Annotated in this window: 44 protein-coding genes; 41 read left to right on the top strand and 3 right to left on the bottom strand. The window is 34.3% G+C overall.

The window, feature by feature from the left end:
* Positions 1 to 130: 130 nt before the first annotated feature.
* The 3 genes from QTL86_RS13075 to QTL86_RS13065 all read right to left on the bottom strand — a co-directional run bounded on the left by QTL86_RS13075 (position 131) and on the right by QTL86_RS13065 (position 2715).
* The gene (locus tag QTL86_RS13075) at positions 131 to 1234 is read right to left on the bottom strand and encodes a tyrosine-type recombinase/integrase (protein WP_410495070.1); all 1104 of its coding nucleotides are present in this window, start codon (positions 1232 to 1234) and stop codon (positions 131 to 133) included.
* A gap of 132 nt (positions 1235 to 1366) precedes the next feature.
* On the bottom strand, positions 1367 to 2386 hold the full coding sequence (locus QTL86_RS13070; protein ID WP_410495069.1) for an ImmA/IrrE family metallo-endopeptidase: 1020 nt from the start codon (positions 2384 to 2386) through the stop codon (positions 1367 to 1369).
* Positions 2383 to 2715, bottom strand: coding sequence for a helix-turn-helix domain-containing protein (locus QTL86_RS13065; RefSeq protein ID WP_410495068.1), 333 nt, complete (start codon positions 2713 to 2715; stop codon positions 2383 to 2385). The genes QTL86_RS13070 and QTL86_RS13065 overlap by 4 nt, the downstream gene beginning before the upstream one ends.
* A gap of 287 nt (positions 2716 to 3002) precedes the next feature.
* On the opposite strand from QTL86_RS13065, the gene QTL86_RS13060 reads away from it, so the two are divergent.
* The 41 genes from QTL86_RS13060 to QTL86_RS12860 all read left to right on the top strand — a co-directional run bounded on the left by QTL86_RS13060 (position 3003) and on the right by QTL86_RS12860 (position 22301).
* Positions 3003 to 3677 (top strand): ORF6N domain-containing protein, encoded by a 675-nt coding sequence (locus QTL86_RS13060; protein ID WP_410495067.1) that lies wholly within the window; start codon positions 3003 to 3005, stop codon positions 3675 to 3677.
* A gap of 1 nt (position 3678) precedes the next feature.
* Complete coding sequence (locus QTL86_RS13055; protein ID WP_410495066.1) at positions 3679 to 3885, top strand: helix-turn-helix domain-containing protein; 207 nt, start codon at positions 3679 to 3681, stop codon at positions 3883 to 3885.
* 8 nt (positions 3886 to 3893) lie between these two features.
* The gene (locus QTL86_RS13050) at positions 3894 to 4154 is read left to right on the top strand and encodes a helix-turn-helix domain-containing protein (RefSeq protein ID WP_013655963.1); all 261 of its coding nucleotides are present in this window, start codon (positions 3894 to 3896) and stop codon (positions 4152 to 4154) included.
* A complete protein-coding gene (locus QTL86_RS13045; RefSeq protein WP_410495065.1) occupies positions 4151 to 4534 on the top strand; it encodes a hypothetical protein in 384 nt (127 codons plus the stop codon). Before QTL86_RS13050 ends, QTL86_RS13045 begins: the two co-directional genes overlap by 4 nt.
* A gap of 36 nt (positions 4535 to 4570) precedes the next feature.
* Positions 4571 to 5407 (top strand): Rha family transcriptional regulator, encoded by an 837-nt coding sequence (locus QTL86_RS13040; RefSeq protein ID WP_410495064.1) that lies wholly within the window; start codon positions 4571 to 4573, stop codon positions 5405 to 5407.
* Between the two features lie 37 nt (positions 5408 to 5444).
* Positions 5445 to 5768, top strand: a complete 324-nt coding sequence (locus QTL86_RS13035) for a hypothetical protein (RefSeq protein ID WP_410495063.1) — start codon at positions 5445 to 5447, stop codon at positions 5766 to 5768.
* A 13-nt stretch (positions 5769 to 5781) separates the two neighbouring features.
* A complete protein-coding gene (locus QTL86_RS13030; protein ID WP_410495062.1) occupies positions 5782 to 5934 on the top strand; it encodes a BC1881 family protein in 153 nt (50 codons plus the stop codon).
* Between the two features lie 30 nt (positions 5935 to 5964).
* Positions 5965 to 6099: a hypothetical protein gene (locus QTL86_RS13025; RefSeq protein WP_410495061.1), complete on the top strand. Its 135-nt coding sequence runs from the start codon at positions 5965 to 5967 to the stop codon at positions 6097 to 6099.
* 81 nt (positions 6100 to 6180) lie between these two features.
* Positions 6181 to 6366, top strand: a complete 186-nt coding sequence (locus QTL86_RS13020; RefSeq protein ID WP_410495060.1) for a hypothetical protein — start codon at positions 6181 to 6183, stop codon at positions 6364 to 6366.
* Positions 6367 to 6453: 87 nt separating this feature from the next.
* A complete protein-coding gene (locus QTL86_RS13015) occupies positions 6454 to 6714 on the top strand; it encodes a hypothetical protein (protein ID WP_410495059.1) in 261 nt (86 codons plus the stop codon).
* Positions 6653 to 6829 carry a hypothetical protein gene (locus QTL86_RS13010; RefSeq protein WP_410495058.1) on the top strand — a complete coding sequence of 59 codons (177 nt, stop codon included), beginning with the start codon at positions 6653 to 6655 and terminating at the stop codon, positions 6827 to 6829. Before QTL86_RS13015 ends, QTL86_RS13010 begins: the two co-directional genes overlap by 62 nt.
* Complete coding sequence (locus QTL86_RS13005) at positions 6819 to 7097, top strand: hypothetical protein (RefSeq protein WP_410495057.1); 279 nt, start codon at positions 6819 to 6821, stop codon at positions 7095 to 7097. Before QTL86_RS13010 ends, QTL86_RS13005 begins: the two co-directional genes overlap by 11 nt.
* A gap of 39 nt (positions 7098 to 7136) precedes the next feature.
* Positions 7137 to 7364, top strand: a complete 228-nt coding sequence (locus QTL86_RS13000; RefSeq protein WP_410495056.1) for a hypothetical protein — start codon at positions 7137 to 7139, stop codon at positions 7362 to 7364.
* 145 nt (positions 7365 to 7509) lie between these two features.
* Entirely contained in the window at positions 7510 to 8034 is a 525-nt protein-coding gene (locus tag QTL86_RS12995) for a host-nuclease inhibitor Gam family protein (RefSeq protein ID WP_410495055.1), read from the top strand.
* 57 nt (positions 8035 to 8091) lie between these two features.
* Complete coding sequence (locus tag QTL86_RS12990; protein ID WP_410495054.1) at positions 8092 to 8643, top strand: ERCC4 domain-containing protein; 552 nt, start codon at positions 8092 to 8094, stop codon at positions 8641 to 8643.
* A gap of 11 nt (positions 8644 to 8654) precedes the next feature.
* Positions 8655 to 9179, top strand: a complete 525-nt coding sequence (locus tag QTL86_RS12985; protein ID WP_410495053.1) for a Rad52/Rad22 family DNA repair protein — start codon at positions 8655 to 8657, stop codon at positions 9177 to 9179.
* A gap of 2 nt (positions 9180 to 9181) precedes the next feature.
* The gene (locus tag QTL86_RS12980) at positions 9182 to 9574 is read left to right on the top strand and encodes a single-stranded DNA-binding protein (RefSeq protein ID WP_410495052.1); all 393 of its coding nucleotides are present in this window, start codon (positions 9182 to 9184) and stop codon (positions 9572 to 9574) included.
* Between the two features lie 9 nt (positions 9575 to 9583).
* Positions 9584 to 10336, top strand: coding sequence for a transcriptional regulator (locus QTL86_RS12975; RefSeq protein WP_410495051.1), 753 nt, complete (start codon positions 9584 to 9586; stop codon positions 10334 to 10336).
* A 3-nt stretch (positions 10337 to 10339) separates the two neighbouring features.
* Entirely contained in the window at positions 10340 to 12199 is a 1860-nt protein-coding gene (locus QTL86_RS12970) for a DnaB-like helicase C-terminal domain-containing protein (RefSeq protein ID WP_410495050.1), read from the top strand.
* A 10-nt stretch (positions 12200 to 12209) separates the two neighbouring features.
* On the top strand, positions 12210 to 12428 hold the full coding sequence (locus QTL86_RS12965; protein WP_410495049.1) for a hypothetical protein: 219 nt from the start codon (positions 12210 to 12212) through the stop codon (positions 12426 to 12428).
* The gene (locus QTL86_RS12960; RefSeq protein WP_410495048.1) at positions 12409 to 12885 is read left to right on the top strand and encodes a hypothetical protein; all 477 of its coding nucleotides are present in this window, start codon (positions 12409 to 12411) and stop codon (positions 12883 to 12885) included. Before QTL86_RS12965 ends, QTL86_RS12960 begins: the two co-directional genes overlap by 20 nt.
* Positions 12886 to 12919: 34 nt before the next feature.
* Complete coding sequence (locus QTL86_RS12955; RefSeq protein ID WP_013655983.1) at positions 12920 to 13372, top strand: hypothetical protein; 453 nt, start codon at positions 12920 to 12922, stop codon at positions 13370 to 13372.
* A 220-nt stretch (positions 13373 to 13592) separates the two neighbouring features.
* Positions 13593 to 13886: a hypothetical protein gene (locus QTL86_RS12950; RefSeq protein WP_410495047.1), complete on the top strand. Its 294-nt coding sequence runs from the start codon at positions 13593 to 13595 to the stop codon at positions 13884 to 13886.
* A 34-nt stretch (positions 13887 to 13920) separates the two neighbouring features.
* Positions 13921 to 14238: a hypothetical protein gene (locus tag QTL86_RS12945; RefSeq protein ID WP_410495046.1), complete on the top strand. Its 318-nt coding sequence runs from the start codon at positions 13921 to 13923 to the stop codon at positions 14236 to 14238.
* Positions 14239 to 14259: 21 nt separating this feature from the next.
* Complete coding sequence (locus QTL86_RS12940; RefSeq protein WP_410495045.1) at positions 14260 to 14424, top strand: hypothetical protein; 165 nt, start codon at positions 14260 to 14262, stop codon at positions 14422 to 14424.
* 21 nt (positions 14425 to 14445) lie between these two features.
* Entirely contained in the window at positions 14446 to 14661 is a 216-nt protein-coding gene (locus QTL86_RS12935; protein WP_410495044.1) for a hypothetical protein, read from the top strand.
* Between the two features lie 21 nt (positions 14662 to 14682).
* Positions 14683 to 14943: a hypothetical protein gene (locus QTL86_RS12930; protein WP_410495043.1), complete on the top strand. Its 261-nt coding sequence runs from the start codon at positions 14683 to 14685 to the stop codon at positions 14941 to 14943.
* Positions 14944 to 15030: 87 nt separating this feature from the next.
* Positions 15031 to 15852, top strand: a complete 822-nt coding sequence (locus QTL86_RS12925; protein WP_410495042.1) for a DNA-methyltransferase — start codon at positions 15031 to 15033, stop codon at positions 15850 to 15852.
* A 78-nt stretch (positions 15853 to 15930) separates the two neighbouring features.
* Positions 15931 to 16209 carry a hypothetical protein gene (locus tag QTL86_RS12920; RefSeq protein ID WP_410495041.1) on the top strand — a complete coding sequence of 93 codons (279 nt, stop codon included), beginning with the start codon at positions 15931 to 15933 and terminating at the stop codon, positions 16207 to 16209.
* A 52-nt stretch (positions 16210 to 16261) separates the two neighbouring features.
* On the top strand, positions 16262 to 16438 hold the full coding sequence (locus tag QTL86_RS12915; protein ID WP_410495040.1) for a hypothetical protein: 177 nt from the start codon (positions 16262 to 16264) through the stop codon (positions 16436 to 16438).
* A 36-nt stretch (positions 16439 to 16474) separates the two neighbouring features.
* Entirely contained in the window at positions 16475 to 16651 is a 177-nt protein-coding gene (locus QTL86_RS12910) for a hypothetical protein (protein ID WP_410495039.1), read from the top strand.
* Complete coding sequence (locus QTL86_RS12905; RefSeq protein ID WP_410495038.1) at positions 16644 to 16928, top strand: hypothetical protein; 285 nt, start codon at positions 16644 to 16646, stop codon at positions 16926 to 16928. The genes QTL86_RS12910 and QTL86_RS12905 overlap by 8 nt, the downstream gene beginning before the upstream one ends.
* A 24-nt stretch (positions 16929 to 16952) precedes the next feature.
* Positions 16953 to 17243, top strand: a complete 291-nt coding sequence (locus QTL86_RS12900; RefSeq protein ID WP_410495037.1) for a DUF3850 domain-containing protein — start codon at positions 16953 to 16955, stop codon at positions 17241 to 17243.
* Positions 17244 to 17269: 26 nt separating this feature from the next.
* Positions 17270 to 17542, top strand: coding sequence for a hypothetical protein (locus tag QTL86_RS12895; protein WP_410495036.1), 273 nt, complete (start codon positions 17270 to 17272; stop codon positions 17540 to 17542).
* Positions 17543 to 17568: 26 nt separating this feature from the next.
* A complete protein-coding gene (locus tag QTL86_RS12890; RefSeq protein ID WP_410495035.1) occupies positions 17569 to 17826 on the top strand; it encodes a hypothetical protein in 258 nt (85 codons plus the stop codon).
* A 49-nt stretch (positions 17827 to 17875) separates the two neighbouring features.
* A complete protein-coding gene (locus QTL86_RS12885; protein WP_410495034.1) occupies positions 17876 to 18160 on the top strand; it encodes a hypothetical protein in 285 nt (94 codons plus the stop codon).
* 28 nt (positions 18161 to 18188) lie between these two features.
* Positions 18189 to 18437 (top strand): hypothetical protein, encoded by a 249-nt coding sequence (locus tag QTL86_RS12880; RefSeq protein ID WP_410495033.1) that lies wholly within the window; start codon positions 18189 to 18191, stop codon positions 18435 to 18437.
* Between the two features lie 68 nt (positions 18438 to 18505).
* Positions 18506 to 19471, top strand: coding sequence for a tyrosine-type recombinase/integrase (locus QTL86_RS12875; RefSeq protein ID WP_410495032.1), 966 nt, complete (start codon positions 18506 to 18508; stop codon positions 19469 to 19471).
* Positions 19472 to 19830: 359 nt separating this feature from the next.
* Positions 19831 to 20235: a hypothetical protein gene (locus QTL86_RS12870; RefSeq protein ID WP_410495031.1), complete on the top strand. Its 405-nt coding sequence runs from the start codon at positions 19831 to 19833 to the stop codon at positions 20233 to 20235.
* Between the two features lie 146 nt (positions 20236 to 20381).
* Complete coding sequence (locus QTL86_RS12865; RefSeq protein ID WP_410495030.1) at positions 20382 to 20870, top strand: terminase small subunit; 489 nt, start codon at positions 20382 to 20384, stop codon at positions 20868 to 20870.
* 135 nt (positions 20871 to 21005) lie between these two features.
* Positions 21006 to 22301, top strand: a complete 1296-nt coding sequence (locus tag QTL86_RS12860) for a PBSX family phage terminase large subunit (protein ID WP_410495029.1) — start codon at positions 21006 to 21008, stop codon at positions 22299 to 22301.
* Positions 22302 to 22308 lie beyond the last annotated feature (7 nt).

Genomic DNA, 22308 nt, shown 5'->3' with positions numbered 1-22308 from the left:
ACCTTATTTATCTAATAAGGTGGTTTTAATCGGAATGACGTGACTTGAACACGCGCATATAAAGATTTGTATATCTTGATATTCAATAACTGTAAGTATTTTTGAAGTTTATTTACAGTATGATTTACAGTTAAAAAAATTTGTCCAATGTATTTACAGCATTCTTTTTGGTGTCATCTGTACTGTGGACATAAATGTTAAGCGTAGTTTGGATATCGGCATGACCTACTAACATGGATACTGTTTTCACATCTATACCGTTTTCTATTAATCTAGTTGCATAGGTATGTCTTAAAGCATGAAAATTAATATACCGTATTTGAGCTTGTTCGCATATACGCTTTTGTTCTCTCCTTATAGTTATTTCGGTCATGGGCTGTCCTTTAGCATTACAGAATACTAATTCGTTGTCTGTCTTGATCTCTTTAAGAATAGGCAATAATTTAGTGGGAATTGGCACTATACGATTACCATTTTTTGTCTTGGGTGCTTTTTTATCTATTATATATTCTGAATCGCCGTTATCAGTATATGCTCTAACTCGCTTATAAGATTCACATACGTTTATTGTGCCATTTTCAAGGTCTACATTTTCCCATTTAAGAGCTATTAATTCTCCCATTCTAAGACCAGTAAACAGTGCTGTTAAAAATAATGCTTTATTATCTCTGGTTGATGCAACTTCGATAAACTTTTCTTGCTCATCTAATGTCATTATAATAATATCTCTTGTTTTAGCTTTAGATGGTGGTATTTTAATGCCTATGCAAGGATTTTCTCTTATAACCCCATGTTTTTTTGCATATTCGAAAACTCGCCGTATGGTATACCTCATAATTTTAAGTACACCAGTAGCCATATCATTTTTTGAATTAAAAAAGTTTTGTATATCAATCTGATTTATATCAGTTATGCTTGTTTTACCTATTACAGAATTCTTTATATGAGTGTTATATATGCTCATATATCGTTCGAACGTACTTGCTTGTATGTGTGGCTTCACTTCTTCATAAAGTTGCTTATAAGTCCATTCCGAGAGGGTATAGATATTCTTCTTTAGTTCGTTTCCGTAAATTTCGTGTTCCAGTATGAGTGATTTAATTTTAGCCTTGCATTCTTTTTCTGTTTTTCCGTATACTGATTTAGTTTTACCATTTATTTTTTCTTCGCCTACCCAGCGTGTATATGTTGTGCCATCCTTCTTTTTGAATTCTCTTTTAAAATAACTAGCCAAAACACTCACTCCTTATTATTTTATTGAAATATTGGAGTGCATAAGATATACTAAATTTGTGAATTATGTGTGTATAAATTATGCACATATAGAGCCTTAGTGTTGGTAGCACTAGGGCTTTGTTTTTATGTATTAGAACGGCAAATCATCATCATCTTCATAATTTGAGGGGGTAAATTCTGACGAAGATTGGGATAAATGATAATCCCAAGGATATAACAATTCATGCTTAAAAAATGTTGTTTCACTCCCACAGTGTATGCAATATCTAGATTTTCCATCAGAGGGTCTTCCACACGTTGGATTTGTACATTTATTTACAACTGGTTTTCCACAAATTTTGCAGAATACGCCACCAGAAGGCAAATCTATATTTCTACAAGTCACACATTCTTCTACAACTTTCCCGTTCTCATCTAATTGATATTCATCATCATATTCCATAGTGTTACTCCTATCTTCATTAAAAGAATTTCCGCCACATATTGGGCAGAAATACACATTTTTTTTAATTATCAAAGCGTTGTTGCAAATAGCACAATGCCTTTTCCTATAAAATTCATCAAAAAAGATATTGAGTTTAAAATTAACATCTGTAATTTTATTATTATTTTTATCGGTTGCAAGGAGGTCTAGCCTAGTTTTTGCGGCTCCTTCAGTGATTCCAAAAAAATTAGATATATATGATTTTGATAAATTATTCAGGCTATTAACAACATCAACTGGTGCTAATACATTTCTTGTGAAAGCATTGGCTTCTTTTTCTAAAACATCATTTTCTGAATTTGTCATGTCACTTCTATATATGGTGGTTTTTTCAAAGTCTATTAAATGATTAAGATATATATGTCCTATTTCATGCATAAGAGTAAAAGTAATTCTTCCATTAGCTTCTATTAGGTCGTTATATGCAATTGAGTAATTGTTTTCATCAAGTATAGTATATCCATCTTTACTTTTCAGACATCTTATCACTGTATCCAAATCACAACCATATTCAGACATTAGTTCTGAATACTTCGTAAGTCCCCATTTTTCATGCTGAATAATCTTTAATGGTTCTATTGGGAAAAAGTATAGCTTATATTTGTTGATGAATTCGTTAGCCTTAATAGCACAGTAATCATATCTAGCATACTTCGGTATTTTCAACTATCTTTAGCCTCTTTCCCTTTGCGAGATAAAGAATTAATCATGTTTATAGCAAGATCTCTATCTTCTTCTGATAAGTCAAGAAGTCCTCTGGCTGCAGCCCTAATGTTTGGTGGTAGTTCTAATGAAGAAGATTTTTCTTCCCTACCTAATAAATAATCAACAGACACGTGAAAGAAGTCAGCAACTTTTTGAATATTATCCATATTAGGAGAAGATTTTTCCCAACGTTTTATAATTCCTCTACCTATACCCAGCTCAGTTTCTAGACCAGTTAATGTCATTCCGCTATTAATACAAAGCATCCGTATTCTATCAACTATTGTCATGTTAATACGCCCTTTCAAAATAAATATCGTAAATAATACAAAATGAGTTTGACAAGTAGCGTAAATTATACTATACTGAATTTAGCTAATACGAAAAGCAACAAAAAAAGACAGTAAGTAAAGGTTATAGTAATAATAAAAACGGCTTGTTCCCCAACTAGCGCTTATTTACTATGCCCTTAAAGTATATTTTAAGCTACACAACTATTATAATACATTTAAAATACGCTACTGTCAATAAAATTAGCTAAAAAACAACACATTTATAAAGAAAGTGAGGTTACACAATGCAAGAACTAGTAACAATAGGGACAACAGAGTTACAAGTCAAAGAATTTAAAGGGCAACGAGTAGTAACTTTTAAGGACATTGATTTAATGCACAACAGGGCAGATGGAACAGCTGGCAGAAATTTTAGAGAAAACAAGAGCAAGTTAATTAAGAACACTGACTATTTCCAATTAGTAGGTGATGAACTTAAGGCGTTTAAACAGACGACGAATTTCGTCGGCAGTAATGCAAAGGAATTAATTTTAATTACCGAGCAAGGCTACCTAATGCTAGTGAAGTCATTCACAGATGATTTGTCATGGCAAGTTCAAAGGCAGTTGGTTAATAACTACTTCAATAGTGGAATGTCACTAGAAACAATTTACAAAATGTTTACAGACTTTAAAGGTGAAATCAGCTTAAAGGTTGATGAACTGGCAGAACAGGGCAAAGAGAACCACAGACCGAGCCATAAGACAAAATTAGACTTTAACAATGCTATCAAGTCATATTCAGCTTGCAAAGGTGACGAGGTTGTGCTTAAAGGTTTGACACTAGAACACTTTAACGCTGATAAGTGGGAAGATATTCCTTATGACAGAAAGGCAGAAGTTATTAAGTACATAAGAAAGACAGCAGAAGAAATGGGAATGATTGTTCAGCAAAGTTTATTTGATAGAAAGGAGAATTAATATGCCAAAAAGAGTTAACTATACATCTTTTGGTAAAGAGGTAGAAAAAGCATTAATAGATAAAAATATGGCCAAAGGTGAATTAGCTAAGGCGGTAGGAATTTCACAACCATATTTAACAGATATTTTAAAAGGAACTAGAAATGGTACTGAAAGGAAAATACAGATAGCTAAATATCTTAATCTTGATTTAATTGTAAGTAAGTAGGTGGAAATATGACAAAAAAAGAAGAGGAACGATTGTTAAAGAAAGTAAATCAGCTAGAAAAAGCGGTGGCAAAGCTTCAGCTGGCATTTGAAAATAATAAGATTGAAAAGAGCTTCTACACAGTTAGAGAAGTAGCTGAAATGTTACATAGAACACCAAGAGCCATATATAACATGATTGAGCGTGGTGAGTTAGACACGGTAAAACTTGGAGGAATAAAGATTAAAGGTGACAGTCTTAATGAATTATTGAAAGGAGAAACAGCATGACAAGCGAAGAACGAGAGTTATTAGAAAAAATGAAAGCCGTAATGGCTGAAAACGAAGCATTAAAAATGAAGAATCAAGAATTAATGAAGTTCCTTGAAGAAAGCAAAACATGGAAAACAATAAGAGAGTCAATTATTTGCCCTAAATTAAAAGAAAGATATGGCGATGGAGACAATATGCACACAACACTTGCTAACGCAATAGGCGGAATTATAAAGGAGTATTTGGGTGTGTCAAGACTTACAGAAATCAATACACTAAATTATGACCAGGCAAAAGAAATGTCTTTAGCAATACTTGAAGCCATACAGAAGTTTGAGTGGCCAAAATTAATAGAGTTACAGAAATACTGGGAAAAGCATAGTGATATTTATAGGTAGAAGGTTTTTAGGAACAAAAGATGAGGAGTTGAGAGCATGAACAAACAAATGAGTAGTGCATTAGTACAAGGAGACATGACTCCAGTAATTTTAAATGGTGTAGATGGACAAGCAGAAGTGATGATTACAAGTGTAGAACTTACACAATTGATTAATAGGTTTAGAAAAGAAGAAAGTAATGAGACAGAGAAACAGCACAAAGAGTTACTTAGAGATATAAGAAAAGAGATTGAGGTATTAGAAAGTGTCGGAATTAACCAGAGCAATTTTGCGCTCGTTAATTATACAGATAAAAAGGGTGAAACAAGACCTTGCTACTCACTTAACAAATCCGGAGTCTTGCAGATGCTAAACAAAGAATCAGCAGTTGTACGATTTAAGACAACACAGTACATAGAGAAATTGGAACAGTCACTAAAGAAACAAATTCCAAAGCTCACTAAGAAACATGAGTTAGCATTAAAAATATATGATGGTGGTTCTGATGCAATTGTAGCTCACAAAGAACTTGTAAAAATTGAGGTGGCAGAGGAAACAGCTAGATTAAAAGATGGAACAAACAAAATTCTTTCAGCTCAGCAAGTAGTAGAAATGCTAGGCATACGCAAATTAACAACAACAATATTGCACGAATGGTTTTCTGAGAATGGATTTGGAGAAATGAAGAGCTTTGAAGGTGAAAGAAGTAGACAATTCCAACCAAACCAAAAGTTTTTTGATTATGTAGCAGTCAAAGGGTATTCATATACAGGTAAAACGATTAAAGGCAATAAAGTCAAAGTTGTTTACAGTACAGCAATGGTAGATAGATTACTAGATAGACACATGGCCAGCATTGTACAGTATGTAAAAGTTAGAAGCAATGTAGCTTGATAGAAGTAGTGTTAATTATTTAATTTGGAGGAAAGAAATGAAAAGAAAAATGATTGAGAAAGTCGTAAGAATAGCTGCAGAAAGAAACATTATTAATCTAAATGATTTTGAAATACCTGCTAACGAGCGCCAAGAAGAGATTATAGCAGTAATTCAAGATGGCATTGAAGAAGAAAATCAGAGAGTGATAGAGGCTTTGCAAGAGGGTTTTGCTGAATACTTACAACAGGTGCCAGATTCAAAAGTTAAAGATGAAGATACCGGAGAACTTAGGCCAATCACAGCACAAGAAGCTGTTGATTTTATCACTGGTGAGTATTGGAATGTAATGTCTGAAATAGATGAAGTTATTAATGAATAGGAGGAATAGAACCATGGAAGAGAATAACTTAAGTAAGTTTACAACAAAAGAGTTAGTTGAGGAATTGTCAAAAAGAGAAGGCGTAGAAAAAACAATTGCTGAACCATATAAAGATGTTGAGGTAAAGGTAAATGGCCCAGCAATCATATTGGTGGTTATAGATTAACCAATTCTTGTATCAAAAGGAGTTGAGTAAATGCTTAAAAAAGCTTTAATGCTAGATGAGTTTAAAGAGCTATGTAGAGGAGAACCCAAAATAGAGATTTTAGCGGATGTTTTAGCAGCTATTACATCATTTGTATTTATTTGTGTGTTGGTGGTGTTCTTATGACATGGGAATACATATTAGTTTTATCAACAATTTTAATCGTGTCATGGAAAGTTGGACAACCCATAATTGCAAAGAGGGAGCGTGAGAAACGTGACAGCTTGGATGGCGGTAACAGCAGATAAATACGAGTTACCCATTTGCGTTGAGGACAGCGCAGAAGAATTAGCTAATGTATTTGGAATTAAAAAATGTACCGTATACACACAAATAAAGAAAGGTGCGAGCGGTAAAAGGCTTGGCTACAGGTTTTTAAGAATTGAGTTATAAAAAAAGCATTACTTAAGCGCCAACTTAAATAATGCCAATAAGAAATAATTATCATATTTATTATGCCACAAAAAGGAGCGTGGTGCAATGAGAGATGTAAGAAATTTAATAGTAGATGACCCGTGCAGATGGTGTTGCGATTACCCTTACTGGTGCAGAGGTAGATGCAAAGAGAAAGACAAGTACATAAAGGAAGCAGACGAAGATGTGCCAGTAGTGACAGCAACAGGAAGAACAAGAGTGATTATAGACATAAATAAAAACGGAATAAGAAGGGAGAATACATATGCCTACAATAGACGAGAAAGCAAGCGTAACAAACGAAGAAGAGCAACAAGAAGTGTTTAATATGTTCGCTGCAAGAATGGAGAATATAGATGTTTGTAAATCCACAGGGTTAACTTACAACCAGGTTAAAGATTATCGTAAATGCTATGAAAAGAGGTGCAATGGTGAAGCTTAGTACACAGCTAGAGATATATAGGAATCAAAATGCTATTAAAATGCTAAAAGCAAAGAACAGACAACTTAAACGTGTTGGTAATAAACACATAATTATTCACTTAGAAGCTCCTAGAGAATTAGATTATCAAGCCGACTACATGGGTACATGTGACTGTGGGTGCCACAAGGAATTATACAAAGGAATGAGCGTTATAATGCATGGCAATAAGATGATACACATTGATTGCTTAGAAGCTTATTTGAAGCATAATTTGGTGGTGTTGTAGATAGGCAAGGCAACAGGAAAATTAAAGGGAGGTCTTAGAATGGCACAAGTTATTTTAAGTTTAGAAGAATATGAGGAATTAAAGAAAAAAGCAGATGCAGGAGAAATTGCAAGAGACGTAGCCAAAAACTACAGGAATATATTTAAGTTATATAAGGCATATGGCGATGAGAAAATTTATCTAGAAATTGAAGTTGGAAAGGTTGCTGAAATACTTAAATCAATGCTTATTGAGAACGGGTTTAATAATGATACATATGAAATTTAGGTTGATGAAGCCAATTTAAACTATTGCCCTTCTGTAGCTGAATATTACGTTAAAGCAGTTAAGAAGAAAGAAAAACAGGAAGAAGTAGAAAGAAAAGAAGAAATAGAAAAAAAGAAGAAATAGAAAAAGAGGGGGATTTATTATAATGGCAACTAAAAAAATAGAAATAGATGAAAGAGTAATAGCAATTCAATCACAGATGGATGAAAAGGTGGCAGAAGTACACCAAGTAGAGCAGGAACAAGCAGAACTACAAGCCTTACTTGATGCACGTATTCAGCAACTTAAAGATAGTTTTCAAGGCAAGGTTGATATATTAAACAATCGTAAAGAGTACCTTATTGCTGAGATTAGAGCATTATTCGACCAGGTGCCAAGTAAAGAGACTAAGACACAAGCTAAGGTTACGCTTCTAAGTGGGGACGTAGTAGTTAAAAAGGCAGGATTGAAGCTTGACTATGACAAGAAGGTCTTACTTGAAAATGCAGAAGCAACAGGACTTACTGATTATATAAAAACTAAAGAGGTTAAAGATTTTGACTGGACAGGACTAAAAGAAAAGCTAGAAATTCAAGAAGATGGCTCAATAGTAAATACGGAAACAGGGGAAGTGTTAGACATTGAAGGACTTACAGTATTGCCAGTAGCTGAACAGGTAGTAATTAAATAACAAATTGCAAGTAGATGTTTTTCATAAGAATTGTTTATATGGCTAGAAGGGGGATATATGGACAAAAAGGAATTTATAAAAAAAGTCACAATTTTAATTGACACAAGAGAAAAAGAAAACAAGCACATAATCGATAGACTTAATGATCTAAATGTTAAATATGAGGTTAGGAAATTAGACTTTGCAGACTACAGCTTCTTAATTGATGACAGAGATTTCTCTCAATCATGTGTTATAGAGCGAAAAGCTAATGTAGATGAACTATATGGGAATGTAATGCATGATAGAACACGTATAGAAAAGGAGTTTTTTGCAATGTCAAGGCTTGCTAACCAATGTGTATTAATTGTTGAGAACTGTCCAAGTCAAAAAAAGCTTAAAGAAGCTAAAGTAAGTGATAGAGACATGGAAAAGCAGAATAGGAAAGTAAAAAATATAGGCGAACATTGTTATAACACCATAAGGTCTTGGCAATGTGGGAATAGATACAATTTTAGAACTATATTCTTAAAAGACAACATGGAAACAGCGGTCAATATATTAGAGGAATTTTGGTGGTACTATCGAAATTACAAAAAATTAACTGGAAATAGGTATAGGTATAAATAAGGAGTGAATTTATGGTATTTAGAAAGCTTGATGCAAAAGAAATTGAATGTAGAGTGCAGTCTGTTAAGTCTAACGGCTTAGTGCTACTACTCTACAAAGATGCAAGGTGTGATATGAACATTCTTGATGAAACGGTGGGAGTAGATAGCTGGCAACGTAGACATGAGATAGTAAATGGAAATCTTTTTTGTAATGTAGGAATACGTTTTGAACGCAAAGATGGTTCGGCTGAATGGGTATGGAAACAAGACGTAGGTACAGAAAGCAATACAGAAAAGGAAAAAGGACAGGCTAGTGATAGTTTCAAAAGATCATGTTTTAACTGGGGAATTGGCAGAGAGTTGTATACTGCACCTTTTATTTGGGTGAATGCCGCAGATTGTAATATAAAGGAATTTAACGGTAAAAAGACGTGTAATGATAAGTTTGTAGTAGAAAGAATAACTTATGATGGGAATTCAATAGATGGCTTGTCAATTAAAAATGTAACCACAGGTAAAAGAGTGTTTTTACAAAAACCAAAGGAGGATAAATAGATATGAATAAGGTTGTTTTATTAGGAAGATTAACAAGAGATCCAGAGGTTCGCTATTCTCAATCAGCTAATCCAGTTGCAGTAGCAAGATATGGAATTGCTGTAAGGCGACAATTTACTAAACAAGGTGAACCAGATGTAGATTTTTTCAATATTGTTTCATTTGGTAAAGCAGGTGAATTTGCAGAGAAATACTTTAAAAAAGGTCAAATGGTTGCAATTGTTGGTAGACTACAAGTTAATACATGGGAGGATGCACAAAAAGTAAAACACACATCAGTAGATGTAGTGGTTGAAGAACAACACTTCGCAGAAAGCAGAAGAGAAGAAGGTGTTCAACCAATGAGTACCATTGCACCTGCCAACCTTGATGAGGACGACGATATGCCATTCTAGGAGGTAATTATGGGCGGATGGGTAAGATTACACAGAAAACTTCTTTCCAGTAGCGTTTTTGAAAATGAGAAGCTTTTAAAAGTGTTTATATGGTGCTTATTAAAGGCTTCTCACAAGGAGCGCGATCAAGTTGTAGGGCTTAATACTATAGAACTTACACCTGGGCAATTTGTTACTGGAAGAAAAAAAGCGGCAAGCGAATTAGGACTAAAAGAAAGTACGACAGATAACTACTTAAAGGCACTAGAAAAGCTAAAAATAATATCAATGAAAATGAACAGCAAATATCGGGTTGTAACCATTGAAAATTGGGAGTTATATCAATCAAAAGATGAAGATGTTGACAGCAAAGCAACAGCAGATGAACAGCAGATTGACAACAAAGTGACAGCAAATAAACAGCAAGTTGACACAAACAAGAATGTAAAGAATGTAAAGAAAGAAAAGAATAATAATAATGTGCATTTTGATGCAGAGTGTGAAAAAATATGGAGCCTTTACCCAAACAAAAAAGGGAAAGCACAAGCTATAGCTAAATTACCAAAGCTAATAGAGCAATATGGCTATGATGCAATAGAAAAATGTGTAATAGCATATGCAAATGAATGTAAAGGCAAAGACATCAAATATGTAAAGCATGGCAGCACGTTCTTCAATGGTGGTTACCTTGACTACTTACAGATAGAAGCACAAGAAGAAAGTAGTACACCAACTAAAGGACCATATATTGACGAGGAAACAGGAGAGATTATTAGGAGGTAGGCTATGGACTTAAAAGAGATAGTGCAAGAGATAAAGAAAGGCTTATCTCCTAGCCAAGTAAGAAGCAAAATAGAAGCCGATTTAATGCTACAAGCCAAAAACAAAAAGTATGTGTGTTGGCTACACAACGATAATCCTAGTAGTCCTAACATGAGCTTTGATGAAGAAAAAGCCGACTTTCATTGTTTCAGGTGTGGCGGGCACTATAACTTGTTTGACCATTATATGAGCCATTACAACTTGTCATTCATAGAAGCCACAGAAAGCATTATAAACGACTTTAATTTTAACTATACACTTAGTAAGCATGAGCCTAAAAAGCTTGATGTAGTGGCACATAATGAGCCTATAGATACAATCAAAGACTATATACACAGGCGAAAGATAAGTGACAATACCATTAACTATATAGGGGTTAAGGGTGATGGCAAAAACGTAGTGTTTGAGTATCGAGATCAATTCGGGAACCATATAGCAAATAAGTACAGACCTGCATACAAGACTGAAAAAGGTAAACCTAAAAACTGGTGGGATGGAGAAGGCAAAAATGAAAAAACGCTTTTCAACATGGATAAGGTTAATGTAACCGAAAGGCTTGTAATATGTGAAGGTGAATTTGATTGTTTAAGCCTTATAGAAGCTGGTTATAAAAATGCTGTAAGTGTTCCAGCAGGCGCAAAAGGTGATAGCTGGATAGAAGCAAACTATGATTGGCTAATGCAATTTGATGAAATAACACTATGGTTTGATGATGATGATGCAGGCAAGCAAGGGGCAATGATCGTAGCCAATAGACTTGATAACTGTACTAGAGTAGTTTATTGCACAATAGCAAACGACATTAACGAGGTGCTTTACAGGTTTGGGAAAGAAGAAGTACTTAAACAGTTAGCCAATGCTAAAGAGCTAGATGTAGATGGAGTTTTAACAGCTTCACAGATAGAAGATTTTAACGTTTACGAAGCTGAAAAGATTAAGACAGGGATTAATGTAATAGATAAATACTGCTTAGGTATAGTGTTTGGTAGTCTAGCTATTACTACTGGTTACAATGGCAGCGGTAAAAGTACCGTAATTAATCAGATTTTTATTTCTGAGAGCATTTCACAAGGGTACAAAGTATTTTGCTTTAGTGGAGAGTTGACACCTTCTAACTTCAAATACTGGCTATATAACACTATTGCAGATGATGAAGATATAGAGGAGTTAACCAATAAGTGGCTAGAGAAATACTACAAGCTAAATCAATTTGCTTCTAAGAATATAACAGAGTGGATTGACGACAAGCTTTACCTTTACAACAAGCAAGATTACTCAGCTAAAGAAATTTTAAGCACTATGAGAATGTTGGCGAAGCGTAAAGGGGTAAGGGTATTCATACTAGACAACCTTATGAAAATTGATATTGAGGATGGGGGTAATGAGCTATCTTCTCAAAAGAAATTTGTAAATGAGCTTAAAATATTTGTTTTACAGTACAATGCGATAGTTCATTTGGTGGCTCACCCAAGAAAGCCACAGGCAGATAGCAAGATTACTAAATTTGATGTGGCAGGGAGTGGAGATATTACAAACTTGGCTGACTATGTATTTGCTATTAGTAGGACAAGTGAAGAAGTTAAGCAGGAATATCAAGATTACCTAGCTAATCCACCTAAAAACAAAGTAATGATAGATCCAAGGGATGCCACTATTACACTTCTAAAAGACAGACCCACAGGAACAAGTGATAAAAATGCAGTAATGTATTTTGATAAGAAGCGTAGAAGGTTCTATAACACCTCTGCAGATTTAAATAAAAGCTATGGTTATAAAAAAACTTATGCGCAGTCTGAAATAGATGACGATCAATTACCTTTTTAGGTGGTGGAATATGAGGAAAGAAAAAGAAATGTTTAGAGAAGCTTTAGAGTGGCTAGAAGCTAACTATGATGATACTGACTTTGATAAGCTAGCGCAAGAATTACCTACTATTTGCAATAAGTATAAGGGTAGTGGCTTGTGGCAGAGTCTAGTTTATGCAGTCCTAGACCACTTAGAAGCTAAAGCAAAGTACGAAAGGAGTAAGCAACATGCCAATACGCAATCCTAATAGGGCAAGAGAGGGAATTGTTATAGCTAAGTACATAATCAAGAATAAATGCACTTTAAAAGTAGCAAATGAACAATGCTACCCTAACATATCCGCATATGCAGCACAAGAAAGGCTGTATTTAGTAAGCAGAGTTGATAAGAAACTATACGATATGGCTAAAAAAGTGCAAAAAGAAGCGGTTGTTGCTGCAAAGTCTGATAAGAGTAAGCTAAAAGAGAAGCCATGTCCTGAGCTAAAAATAGAGCTAGACGAAGCAGTTATTAAAAGCAAGAGTAGAATTTCGTGGCTAAAAAAGAACATCAAAGTAGGGCAAGTAGTTGAGTACAGAATAAGCTATGACAATGTTGTGGAAATAGAAGTAACGAGGACATTTAGTAATTATTTTTATGGCAAAATTAAAGGCTGCCTAGAGGAATGCTATTACTATCAGCATGTTATTAAAGTGGTTAAGTAACTCAAAGTTGATTTTTATTAAGGAGGAATAGATAATGCCAAATTGGTGTGAGGGAACATTAAAAGTAAGAGGTAGTAAAGAAGATATTATCAATTTTCTAAAGAATGGTATTAAACCTATGGGACACTTTTCAGATTCAGAAGAAGCCGAGATTAAAGAAGAAGAGTATTTCATGATTGTAAAAACTGGCAAGAGTGGATTTTATCTTAACGACTCAAGGAGAGGGTTTATAGAAGAAGATGAAATATGGTTTGATTATGAGCAAGATGTATTGGCTCTTGAGTATAAGCAAGCATGGGGAATAGAAGCTCATGAACTTGCAAGCATATCTGAAAAATACAATGTAGATTTTAAGATTTATGGATATGAGAGAGGTATGGAATTTAATCAAGATATTGAAATACACAAAGGTACAATCATAAAAAATGAAGAAGTAAAGTTTAAAGATTACACATGGGAATGTACCAATCCCAATATTGGTGGTTAAAACAAAGTGTTGTTGTTTAAGGAGTGAGAATATGGCAGTACCAAAGTGCAAGGAATGTAAACACATGTATGGACCTAAATGCCCTAATCGAACATATAGGAGATGCGAGCATCCAACGGTTACATGTAAACACATAAGAGGAAATGAGCACAAGACAAGTCCTAAGTGGTGCCCACTCAGAGATATATAAAAGTGTTTTTCTATTAAGGGAGGAATAATCGTGAGTTATTGTCAAGAGCAGTACATATCGGCACTTGTGAAAGAGAATAAGACATTAAAAGAGCAGCTTAATGAAGCTAAAAGTAACGGATCAGGTAGTATTCAAGTTAAAGTTGAAGTAGATACAACGGAACTGGATGAAGCAATGAATAAGCTACACGAGCTTAACGGTATTTTGCAACACATAGACGGACTTACTGGAAGAATAAAAAGAGATTTAACAGATATAAACAGGTATGGAAATGGTGGCAGATTAACAAGTAGTGGAGACAACCCAAGGCCACCAAGAGATTAAATTAAACAAATAGTTTTTGTGAAGGTGAGGTTACATGAAAGCATGGGTAAAAATTTTAAATGAGATGTTTAATGAGGTTGATTATCCATTTGAAACACTAATTAATAAACATCCAGAGAGAACTAAAAGAGATATGATTAAAGTTTTCACAGATGATAAGTTAACGGTTAGTGACATAGTAGGGTATCTTCCACACAAAGATGTGGTAGGAAAGACTTTCAATAGCTTTGAAGAATTATTTGACTTAGATATAAGTGGATTTGAACATAAGGTATTAATCGGTAATTCAAGACAAAAAGAGCAGATATGGATTGAAGATATATTAGGTTTTAAGCCTAAGGTAATAAAATAACTTTTTGTAAAGGGTGATAGTGTGGACTTAGTAGAGCTAATAGCAGAGCTAGAAGATTGTTTGCAGCTATATGGAAATAGAAATGTATATGTTAGAGATCACTTCGGGCAATACGATTTAGTAACAGAAATTATAGAGATAAGTCGCAAAGATGAAGAAAATACAGTAATAGCAATTATTAATTAATCTCTTTGAAAGGGTGAAAGCATGGCAGATATAAGTACAGTAACAATATGGATAATTGATGGAGACACAGAACTTAAAGAGGGAGACGCCGTAGAAGTAGAAACAACAAGTGGGGAAATAGTAAAAGGCGAAGTTTACATTTTATACGACGATAGCATTCACATTGAAAGCGTTCAGCTTGGTGATAGCGTAATAATTAACAAAGACAATATCAAATCAATAATATGTACAAATTAATCTTTTAGGAGGATGTTAAACATGGATAACTTAGAAAAGCTAAATCAATTAAAAGTAGTTGATTATGATGTTGATTCAGATAGAACAATGATTTACATACATGTAGAGGACACAGCCAGTAACAGAGAAGTATTAGAAGAGCTAGGGGCAACAGATTATGATTTTGAAGTTATGCTTGCAGGGTTAGAAGTTGATGATTTGCTAGACATAACAGAGTTTGGCTTTAATAAGCTTAAAGCAGGTTTTTGGTCAAGGAATACAGGTTTTACTTATTCTGAGTAAGGACAAATTGACTTTTGTTTAGATAAAAAGAATAGGAGGAAAAGAGGTCGTGGCCACATAAATCCTTAAGGAACCTCCTAAATAAAAATGAAAACAGAATTATTTAATGATAACTTTCAAAACTATAAAAGATATGGGATACCTAAAGCGCAGTTGGTAATAGCAGACGTTCCGTACAACATAGGAACTAATTTTTATGGTTCAAACCCAATGTGGTATGTAGGTGGAGATAATAAAAATGGTGAAAGTAAACTTGCAAAGAAGGCAGCATTCAATAGTGATTTCAACTTTAACTTATATGAGTACTTTCACTTCTGTTCAAAGCTTCTAAAGAAAGAAGATGATAAGCCAGGGAACAGAGGAAGAAGCAGTGATTCACCTTGCATGATCGTATTTTGTTCATTCGAACAACTTAACACATTAATACTTGCAGCAGATAAGCATGGATTTAAGCATTACATACCGCTAGTATTCATTAAGAATTATAGTCCTCAAGTATTAAAAGCAAATATGAGGGTTGTAGGTGCAACAGAATATGCATTGCTATTTTATAGAGATAGGTTGCCTAAGTTTAGAAACGGACTACAAGTAGACGAAAACGGAAAGAACATCAGAGGAACAGGGCACATGGTATTTAATTGGTTTGAGTGGGGTAAAGATGGTAAGGATATACCTAAAATTCATCCAGCACAGAAGCCGGTAAACGTACTAAAGAAACTGATTGAGACATTTACAGATCCAGGAGACGTTGTAATTGACCCATGTTGTGGAAGCGCATCAACATTAAGGGCATGTATGGAACTTGGCAGAAGTAGTTATGGATTTGAAATATCAAAGGACTTTTACAGAAGAGCTAAAGAGGAAATGCTAGTAACAGAAGATAGTAAATTTCAACAGATGAAGCTTTAACAAAAACAAAATGAATTTTTAGTACATTGACAATCGAATATTGGTTAGTGGTATAATCTCATAAAAGGGGATGATATAGTGAAAATAGAGTACAATTTATCTGTTAGTGAAAAGGCTGAAATTAACCATTTACAAGAACTTATTGCAGTTCAAGAAAAGAATTATATGAGTGTCCTTAATAAGTTTTCTAGCCAAGAAGAAGTAGAAAAAATCAAGTTACAGATATTTAATGATGCTGCTATTCAAAGATGCAAAAATAGAATTGCTGAAATACTTCAAATGTCAACCAATCTTGTTGTTACGGTTGTTGCTGAAAATGAAAAAGAAGTTCTAAAAAGTATTGCCACTAACCAATAACGGTTGGTGGCTTTTTGTTTGAGAAAATAAGAATTTGTTAGGGGGAAAGAAGATGAAGATGCCAAAAAATAAAGCAGAATTTGAATGGCTTATGCTTTGGGCATTTAGTTGTGGAATGACAAGAGGATATGGAGTAGAGCATACGAGAAGAACAGAAGAGGAAGAGGAAGCAATTAAAGAATTTGCAGAAGAAAAAGGATTCACTAGAAAATCTTTAAAAGTGGATTAAGGTTAAACAAATCCAAAATTGAAAGGGTTCGAGTTAATGAAGAAATTTCTAAAAAGACTATTTTGCAAACATGAATTTAAAACTTTGTACAATATACATGGTGATATGATTAATCGTTGTAATGGTCATAGGAGAATGAATAAATGCATCAAATGTGGTAAAGAAAAATTGGGTGGTGGATTAGAGCCAAACTGTAAAAGAGTGAATGGATAAAAACAAATCAGAGTTTGGAGGAATAAGGATGAAGATAGGTGAAATCCCAAAACAAGCGTGTGGAGATTGCCCCCTCATAGAATGGTGCGGCGATTCATTCGACGATCTGTGCTTATGTACAGATGCAAGACTGCAAGATGTTAAAGTAGAACATTATATACACCTTGCAGAAAGTAGTACAGCAACACACGAAGATGATCCAGAAGAGGATGAAGATTATAACTATTGCAGATACAAAGAAGCTATCTGTGAAGATGTAATAATCCGGTGTAAATAAAATATAAGTTTGAGAGGAGCTAAGATGATAAGTTTACCAAGAACATTAGAAGTTCATCAACTTAAAACAGTACAACCTTATTTTGATGATATTTGGATGAATGGAAAGAATTTTGAAGTAAGAAAAAATGATAGAAACTTCAAAAAAGGTGATGTACTTTTATTATTAGAATATGAACCTGAGAATGCAAACAATGCTAAACATGGATATACTGGTAGGTTCTTAGAAGCAAAAGTTACATATGTATTAGATAGCAAAGAGTATTGTAAAGATGGATACGTAATACTTGGTATCAAGCTACAGGAGAGTAATTAAAAAATAAGTTTGGAAGAGGTGAAGAAATGAGAAGTTACTTAGATGTAATTATTGACGTTCAGGATGGTAAAGATGTAGATAAAGAGGAATTACGTGTGGCATTACTGTTTTGTAGAGATATGCTTTTCTTTGCAGAGGAAGAATTGAGAGAGTTAGTAGATGCAGTTATTGATGAAAAAAGAACATTAAAAATGCAAGCTGGATTTATTAAAGAAAATTCAAATAGTAGATTCATAGCAAGAAAACAAGAACTTGAAAAATGGTGGGGTAAAAGAGGAATACCACAGTTAATCAAATAAAATCTGATTTTTAAGGAGGTATTAATGTGAGGCCAGATATAAGAATACCATACAAGCATGATACAGCTATTATAGGTGTAGATTTTGGAGACGATAGAGGAGATATGACAGCAGTATCTATGATGTGTGGAAATTGTAATGCGGTAATACAGAATGGAGTATCAAAAGACAGTGATGAGATCAACTTAAAAATCTTAAAGAGATGCCCTAGTTGCGGAAGAGAGTTCAAATATATTGATGGAGCCATTGCTAATAGCTTGTACAGACCAGAAATGAAACAATAAATACATAGGGTGCTGACTTAGGTTGGCACCTTCTACATAGGAGGTAAAGATGAGGAAGATAGAAAACCCTAGTGAAATTAGTTTTTCTAAAATGGGAATGGATAATGTGATTGTTCTGTTACATGGTGAAGTCCTTAAACCTAAGTGGCTAACAGAATTAATACCAGAACTTGGATATGATGAAACAATTACATTGGATGCCATTAAGAAGCAGTTCCCATATAACGGTTTAATGGTAATAGTAGAAAGACCATTAAGTGGCAAAATTTATAGATTCGGAAATTACGATGACACAACGTGGCATCAAGTAGGCACTATGGATGGTTATGCGTGAAACAAATTCGACTTTGGAAGTGATTTGAATGGTTATAAGTTTAGACAATGCAAGGAGAAAAAGGAACTTCAAGCCAGATATAACAGACGTGAATGCTTGTGGAGTTTTTGAGGTGGTTAAGGTTGATAGTCAAATAGTGACGGTTAGTAAATGTGGAGTAATATATAAAATCTTTAGAGAATTTGACTCTGGAGAATTTAAAATAGGCTCAAAGGTAAAAATGGTAATTACGCGAAAACTGATTTGGACATTATGGGATATAGCGTACTTTGAATAGAAAACCGACTTTTAGACTAGTGGTAAACATCTTGGGGACGTTAACTATAACTAGTTAGGAGCAATAAAATGAGCAGAGTATTATACACCAAAGAGCGGTGGGAAAACGTACTAGATATTAACAAACGTTTAATGCAGCAGTATTTAAGAAATTGTAAGGCAGACAAAAAGGGAGAGAGAACGATAAGGGAATATGGATATGATCTACGGTTCTTCTTTTGCTGGAACCTGCTATCTAACGATAACATGAGTGTTTTAGATTTTAAGAAAAAGCACTTTAATGAATTCAAATTTTTCATGGTGGAAGAACGTAACGCAAGTAATGCTAGAATCAATCGTCTACTATCAGCAATAAGGACCATGATGAGCTACGCTGAGGATGATGATGACGATTATGAAGAGTACTTTAGAAATCCAGCAGCACGTATAAAAGGCTTAGAAAAGAAACCTATCAAGGAGAATGCTTTTCTAAGCCAGCACCAAATAGACTTACTAAGAGCCTATTTAATTGAGCATAAGATGTACCAGCATCTATGCCTGTTAGATATTCTATACGACACCGGAGCTCGTGTCAATGAAGTCTTGCAGGTTAAAGATACAGAAACAGCACATCAAGGATTTTTAAAGGTTGTATGTAAAGGCGGAAAAAGTGAATACATACTATTACATCAACATGCAAAAGAGAGTTTAAAACTACACCTTAGCGTTAAAAAGCCAGATGAAGCATTTTGGCAAAGTAAGTATGGTCCTGCAAAAACCACCAGTACCTTGAGGGGATGGGTAAATGATATGTACAAGATACTTAAGAAACTAGATTCTAGCACACCATACTTTACACCGCATAGCTTTAGGCATACCTTTTTACAAAACACTACAGACGGAACACACTATCTATGTAAAGAAATAGGGCGCCCATTTACCATGGAAGAGGCACAGATGTTAGCTCATCATAAAAGCATCGACATGACCAAGAGCTACTTAAAACCTCGTGACAATGAGCTGATTTTCGGACTGTTTGGAATCAAAATTGCGTAGAGTATTTATTTATATTTACTCATAATTATTCATTAAGATAACACCTAAAATGCTGTAAAAATGGCTCAAAAATAGAACAGGTTTTTTAACAGCAAAAGTGTTAATTTTGTAACAGCAAAAGTAACAGCAAAACTGTACGAAAAGTAACAGCCTTTACACTATGACTATCAAATAGTTTTAAGCTACTACATAACAGCAGAATGACAGCAAAGTAACAGAAGTTATAACAGCAAAAGTAACAGCAAAACTGCATCAAGTTGAACAGAAAGTTGACACAAACAAGAATGTAAAGAATAAATAATAAAATAATATGTGCATTTCATGCACGCTTTTTATAAAAATTGTGAGGTGACTTATATTTGACTATTAAACAAAAATTGCAAAGATATGCAAACTTACTAGACCAAGCAAGAGAATTAGAATATAGAATAGCAGAAATAAAAGAGCGCATGACTAGCGTAAGCAGTACTAACTTTGATAACATGCCTATATGCCATGGGAATAATGATAAGCTTACAGAAGCATTATGTAAGTTAAAAGACCTAAGAGATAAGTATATTGAATTATGGGGGAAAGTAGCCGAGGAGGAGTTAGAAGTAATAGACATGATTAGCAAGCTAGACTATCAAGAACAGAAGCTAATAAGATTGCATTACATTGATTGTAAGCCGTTAGAAGAGATATCCTGCATATTAGGATATACATACAGGCATACATCTAGGATATACAAGAGAATCTATGAAAAGCTAGAAAAGATGTCCTAGCATGTCCTATGCATATATGCTAGTATTATATTATAAAGAATCTAGCAAGAGCTAGTGAAGATCTATTTAATAAATATCTAACTAAACAAGAGGGATACTCATATTGGGTATCTCTTTTTTATTTCACAGAAAGGGGAGTGGCGTTTATGTCCAAACTTACAGCTAAGCAACAAATGTTTTGTGATGAGTACCTTATTGATCTAAATGCTACTCAAGCAGCTATTAGAGCAGGTTATTCGCCCAATACAGCAACAGAGCAAGGGAGTAGGCTGTTAACGAATGTTAATATTCGCGCGTATGTAGACAAAGCAATGGCTGAACGCTCAAAACGTACAGGTATTAATCAAGATAGAGTGCTTATTGAGTTGGCTAAGCTGGGTTTTGTAAATGCATCAGACGTTATTAATATGGATAAAGCAAAAGTACTAGCCAATGCAAGTAGGGATGATACAGCTGCAATTCAGTCTGTAAAAGTTAAGACGATGAGTACTGACACTGGTGATATGGTTGAACGTGAAATAAAGCTTTATGATAAAACTAAGTCATTAGAGCTTATTGGTAAGCATCTTGGTATGTTCAAAGATAAGTTAGAATTAGAGGGTGCAGTAGGTGTTCAAATTATAGATGACATATAGCAATATGCCACAGATAACATTTTATTATTTGTGGGAGTAGATAACGATGAATCAAGGCTTAGTAGTGTGCTAAGTCTTGTTTTTATGTTTTAGAACTGAAATAGACAGTAATACTAAACTTTTAGAGGTGGTGTTATGAATGAATACGTAACTCAAATTAGGCTTAAAGATATAATAGCTCCTAGCTTTTACGAGATACATAAAGAGATTAAGCAAGAGTTGAAAACACACTATTGGTTAAAAGGTGGGCGTGGCTCTACCAAATCATCTTTTATCAGTATTGAAATCATACTTGGTATGATGAGAGATGCTAAAAATGGCATTATGAGCAATGCTCTTATTATAAGACGTGTAAAAGATACGCTGGAAGGCTCAGTGTTTGAACAGATGGTATGGGCAATAGATAAGCTAGGTGTAAGCAACGAATGGAAGGTAAAGCTATCTCCATTAAGACTAATTTATATACCTACAGGCCAGCAGGTATTATTCAAAGGGGCAGACAAACCTAAAAAGCTAAAGTCAACTAAGGTATCAAAAGGCTGGATAAAGTACATTTGGTATGAAGAAGTAGATGAGTTTGAAAACTACGATAAGATTAGGAACATTAATCAATCTTTAATGCGTGGCGGTCCTAACTTTTTAGTATTCTACAGCTTTAACCCTCCTGAAAGTCAAAGAAACTGGACCAATATGGAGGTACTAGATGAAAGACCAGATAAGATTGTACATCATAGTACTTATCTGACAGTACCAAGGGATTGGTTAGGTGAACAATTCATAATTGAAGCTGAGCACCTTAAAGCAACTAAGCCTACAAAGTATGAGCATGATTATTTAGGAGCAGTAACAGGAACAGGACTAGAAGTATTCATTAATGTTACTATCCGCAAGATTGCAGATGATGAAATTAAGATATTTGACCGTATTAGGCAAGGGCTTGACTTTGGTTATGGAGCTGACCCTCTATCGTTTACGTTATGTCATTATGACAAAAAGCGTAAGCGATTATTTATTTTTGGAGAGGTGTATAAGTGCAAGTTAGGAAACAGTAAGGCTGTAGAAGAAATTAGTAAAGTCGGACATAAAGACAAAACAATCACAGCTGATTCAGCAGAGCCTAGGACAATTAATGAGTTTAAAAATTTAGGCTTGATTAGGATAGTTGGTGCTAAAAAGGGCCCTGACTCAGTAGATCATGGCATTAAGTTTCTAAGTGAAGAACTAGAAGAAATAATAATTGACAAAGAAAGAGCTCCTAATCATGCTAGAGAGTTTTTAGGATATGAATTAGAAGTGGATAGTCAAGGCAACCCTAAAGGCAGCTATCCTGATAAAAACAATCACAGTATAGACTCAACAAGGTATGCATTAGAAGCAGATATGTTAATTACTAAGGTTAAAGTAGGCAGCAAGAAGAAATTAGGATTGTAGGAGGGAT

This window comes from Cellulosilyticum sp. ST5 (genome assembly GCF_046529625.1).
GTDB lineage: Bacteria > Bacillota > Clostridia > Lachnospirales > Cellulosilyticaceae > Cellulosilyticum > Cellulosilyticum lentocellum.
This window is presented reverse-complemented; position numbering and strand designations above follow the sequence as displayed.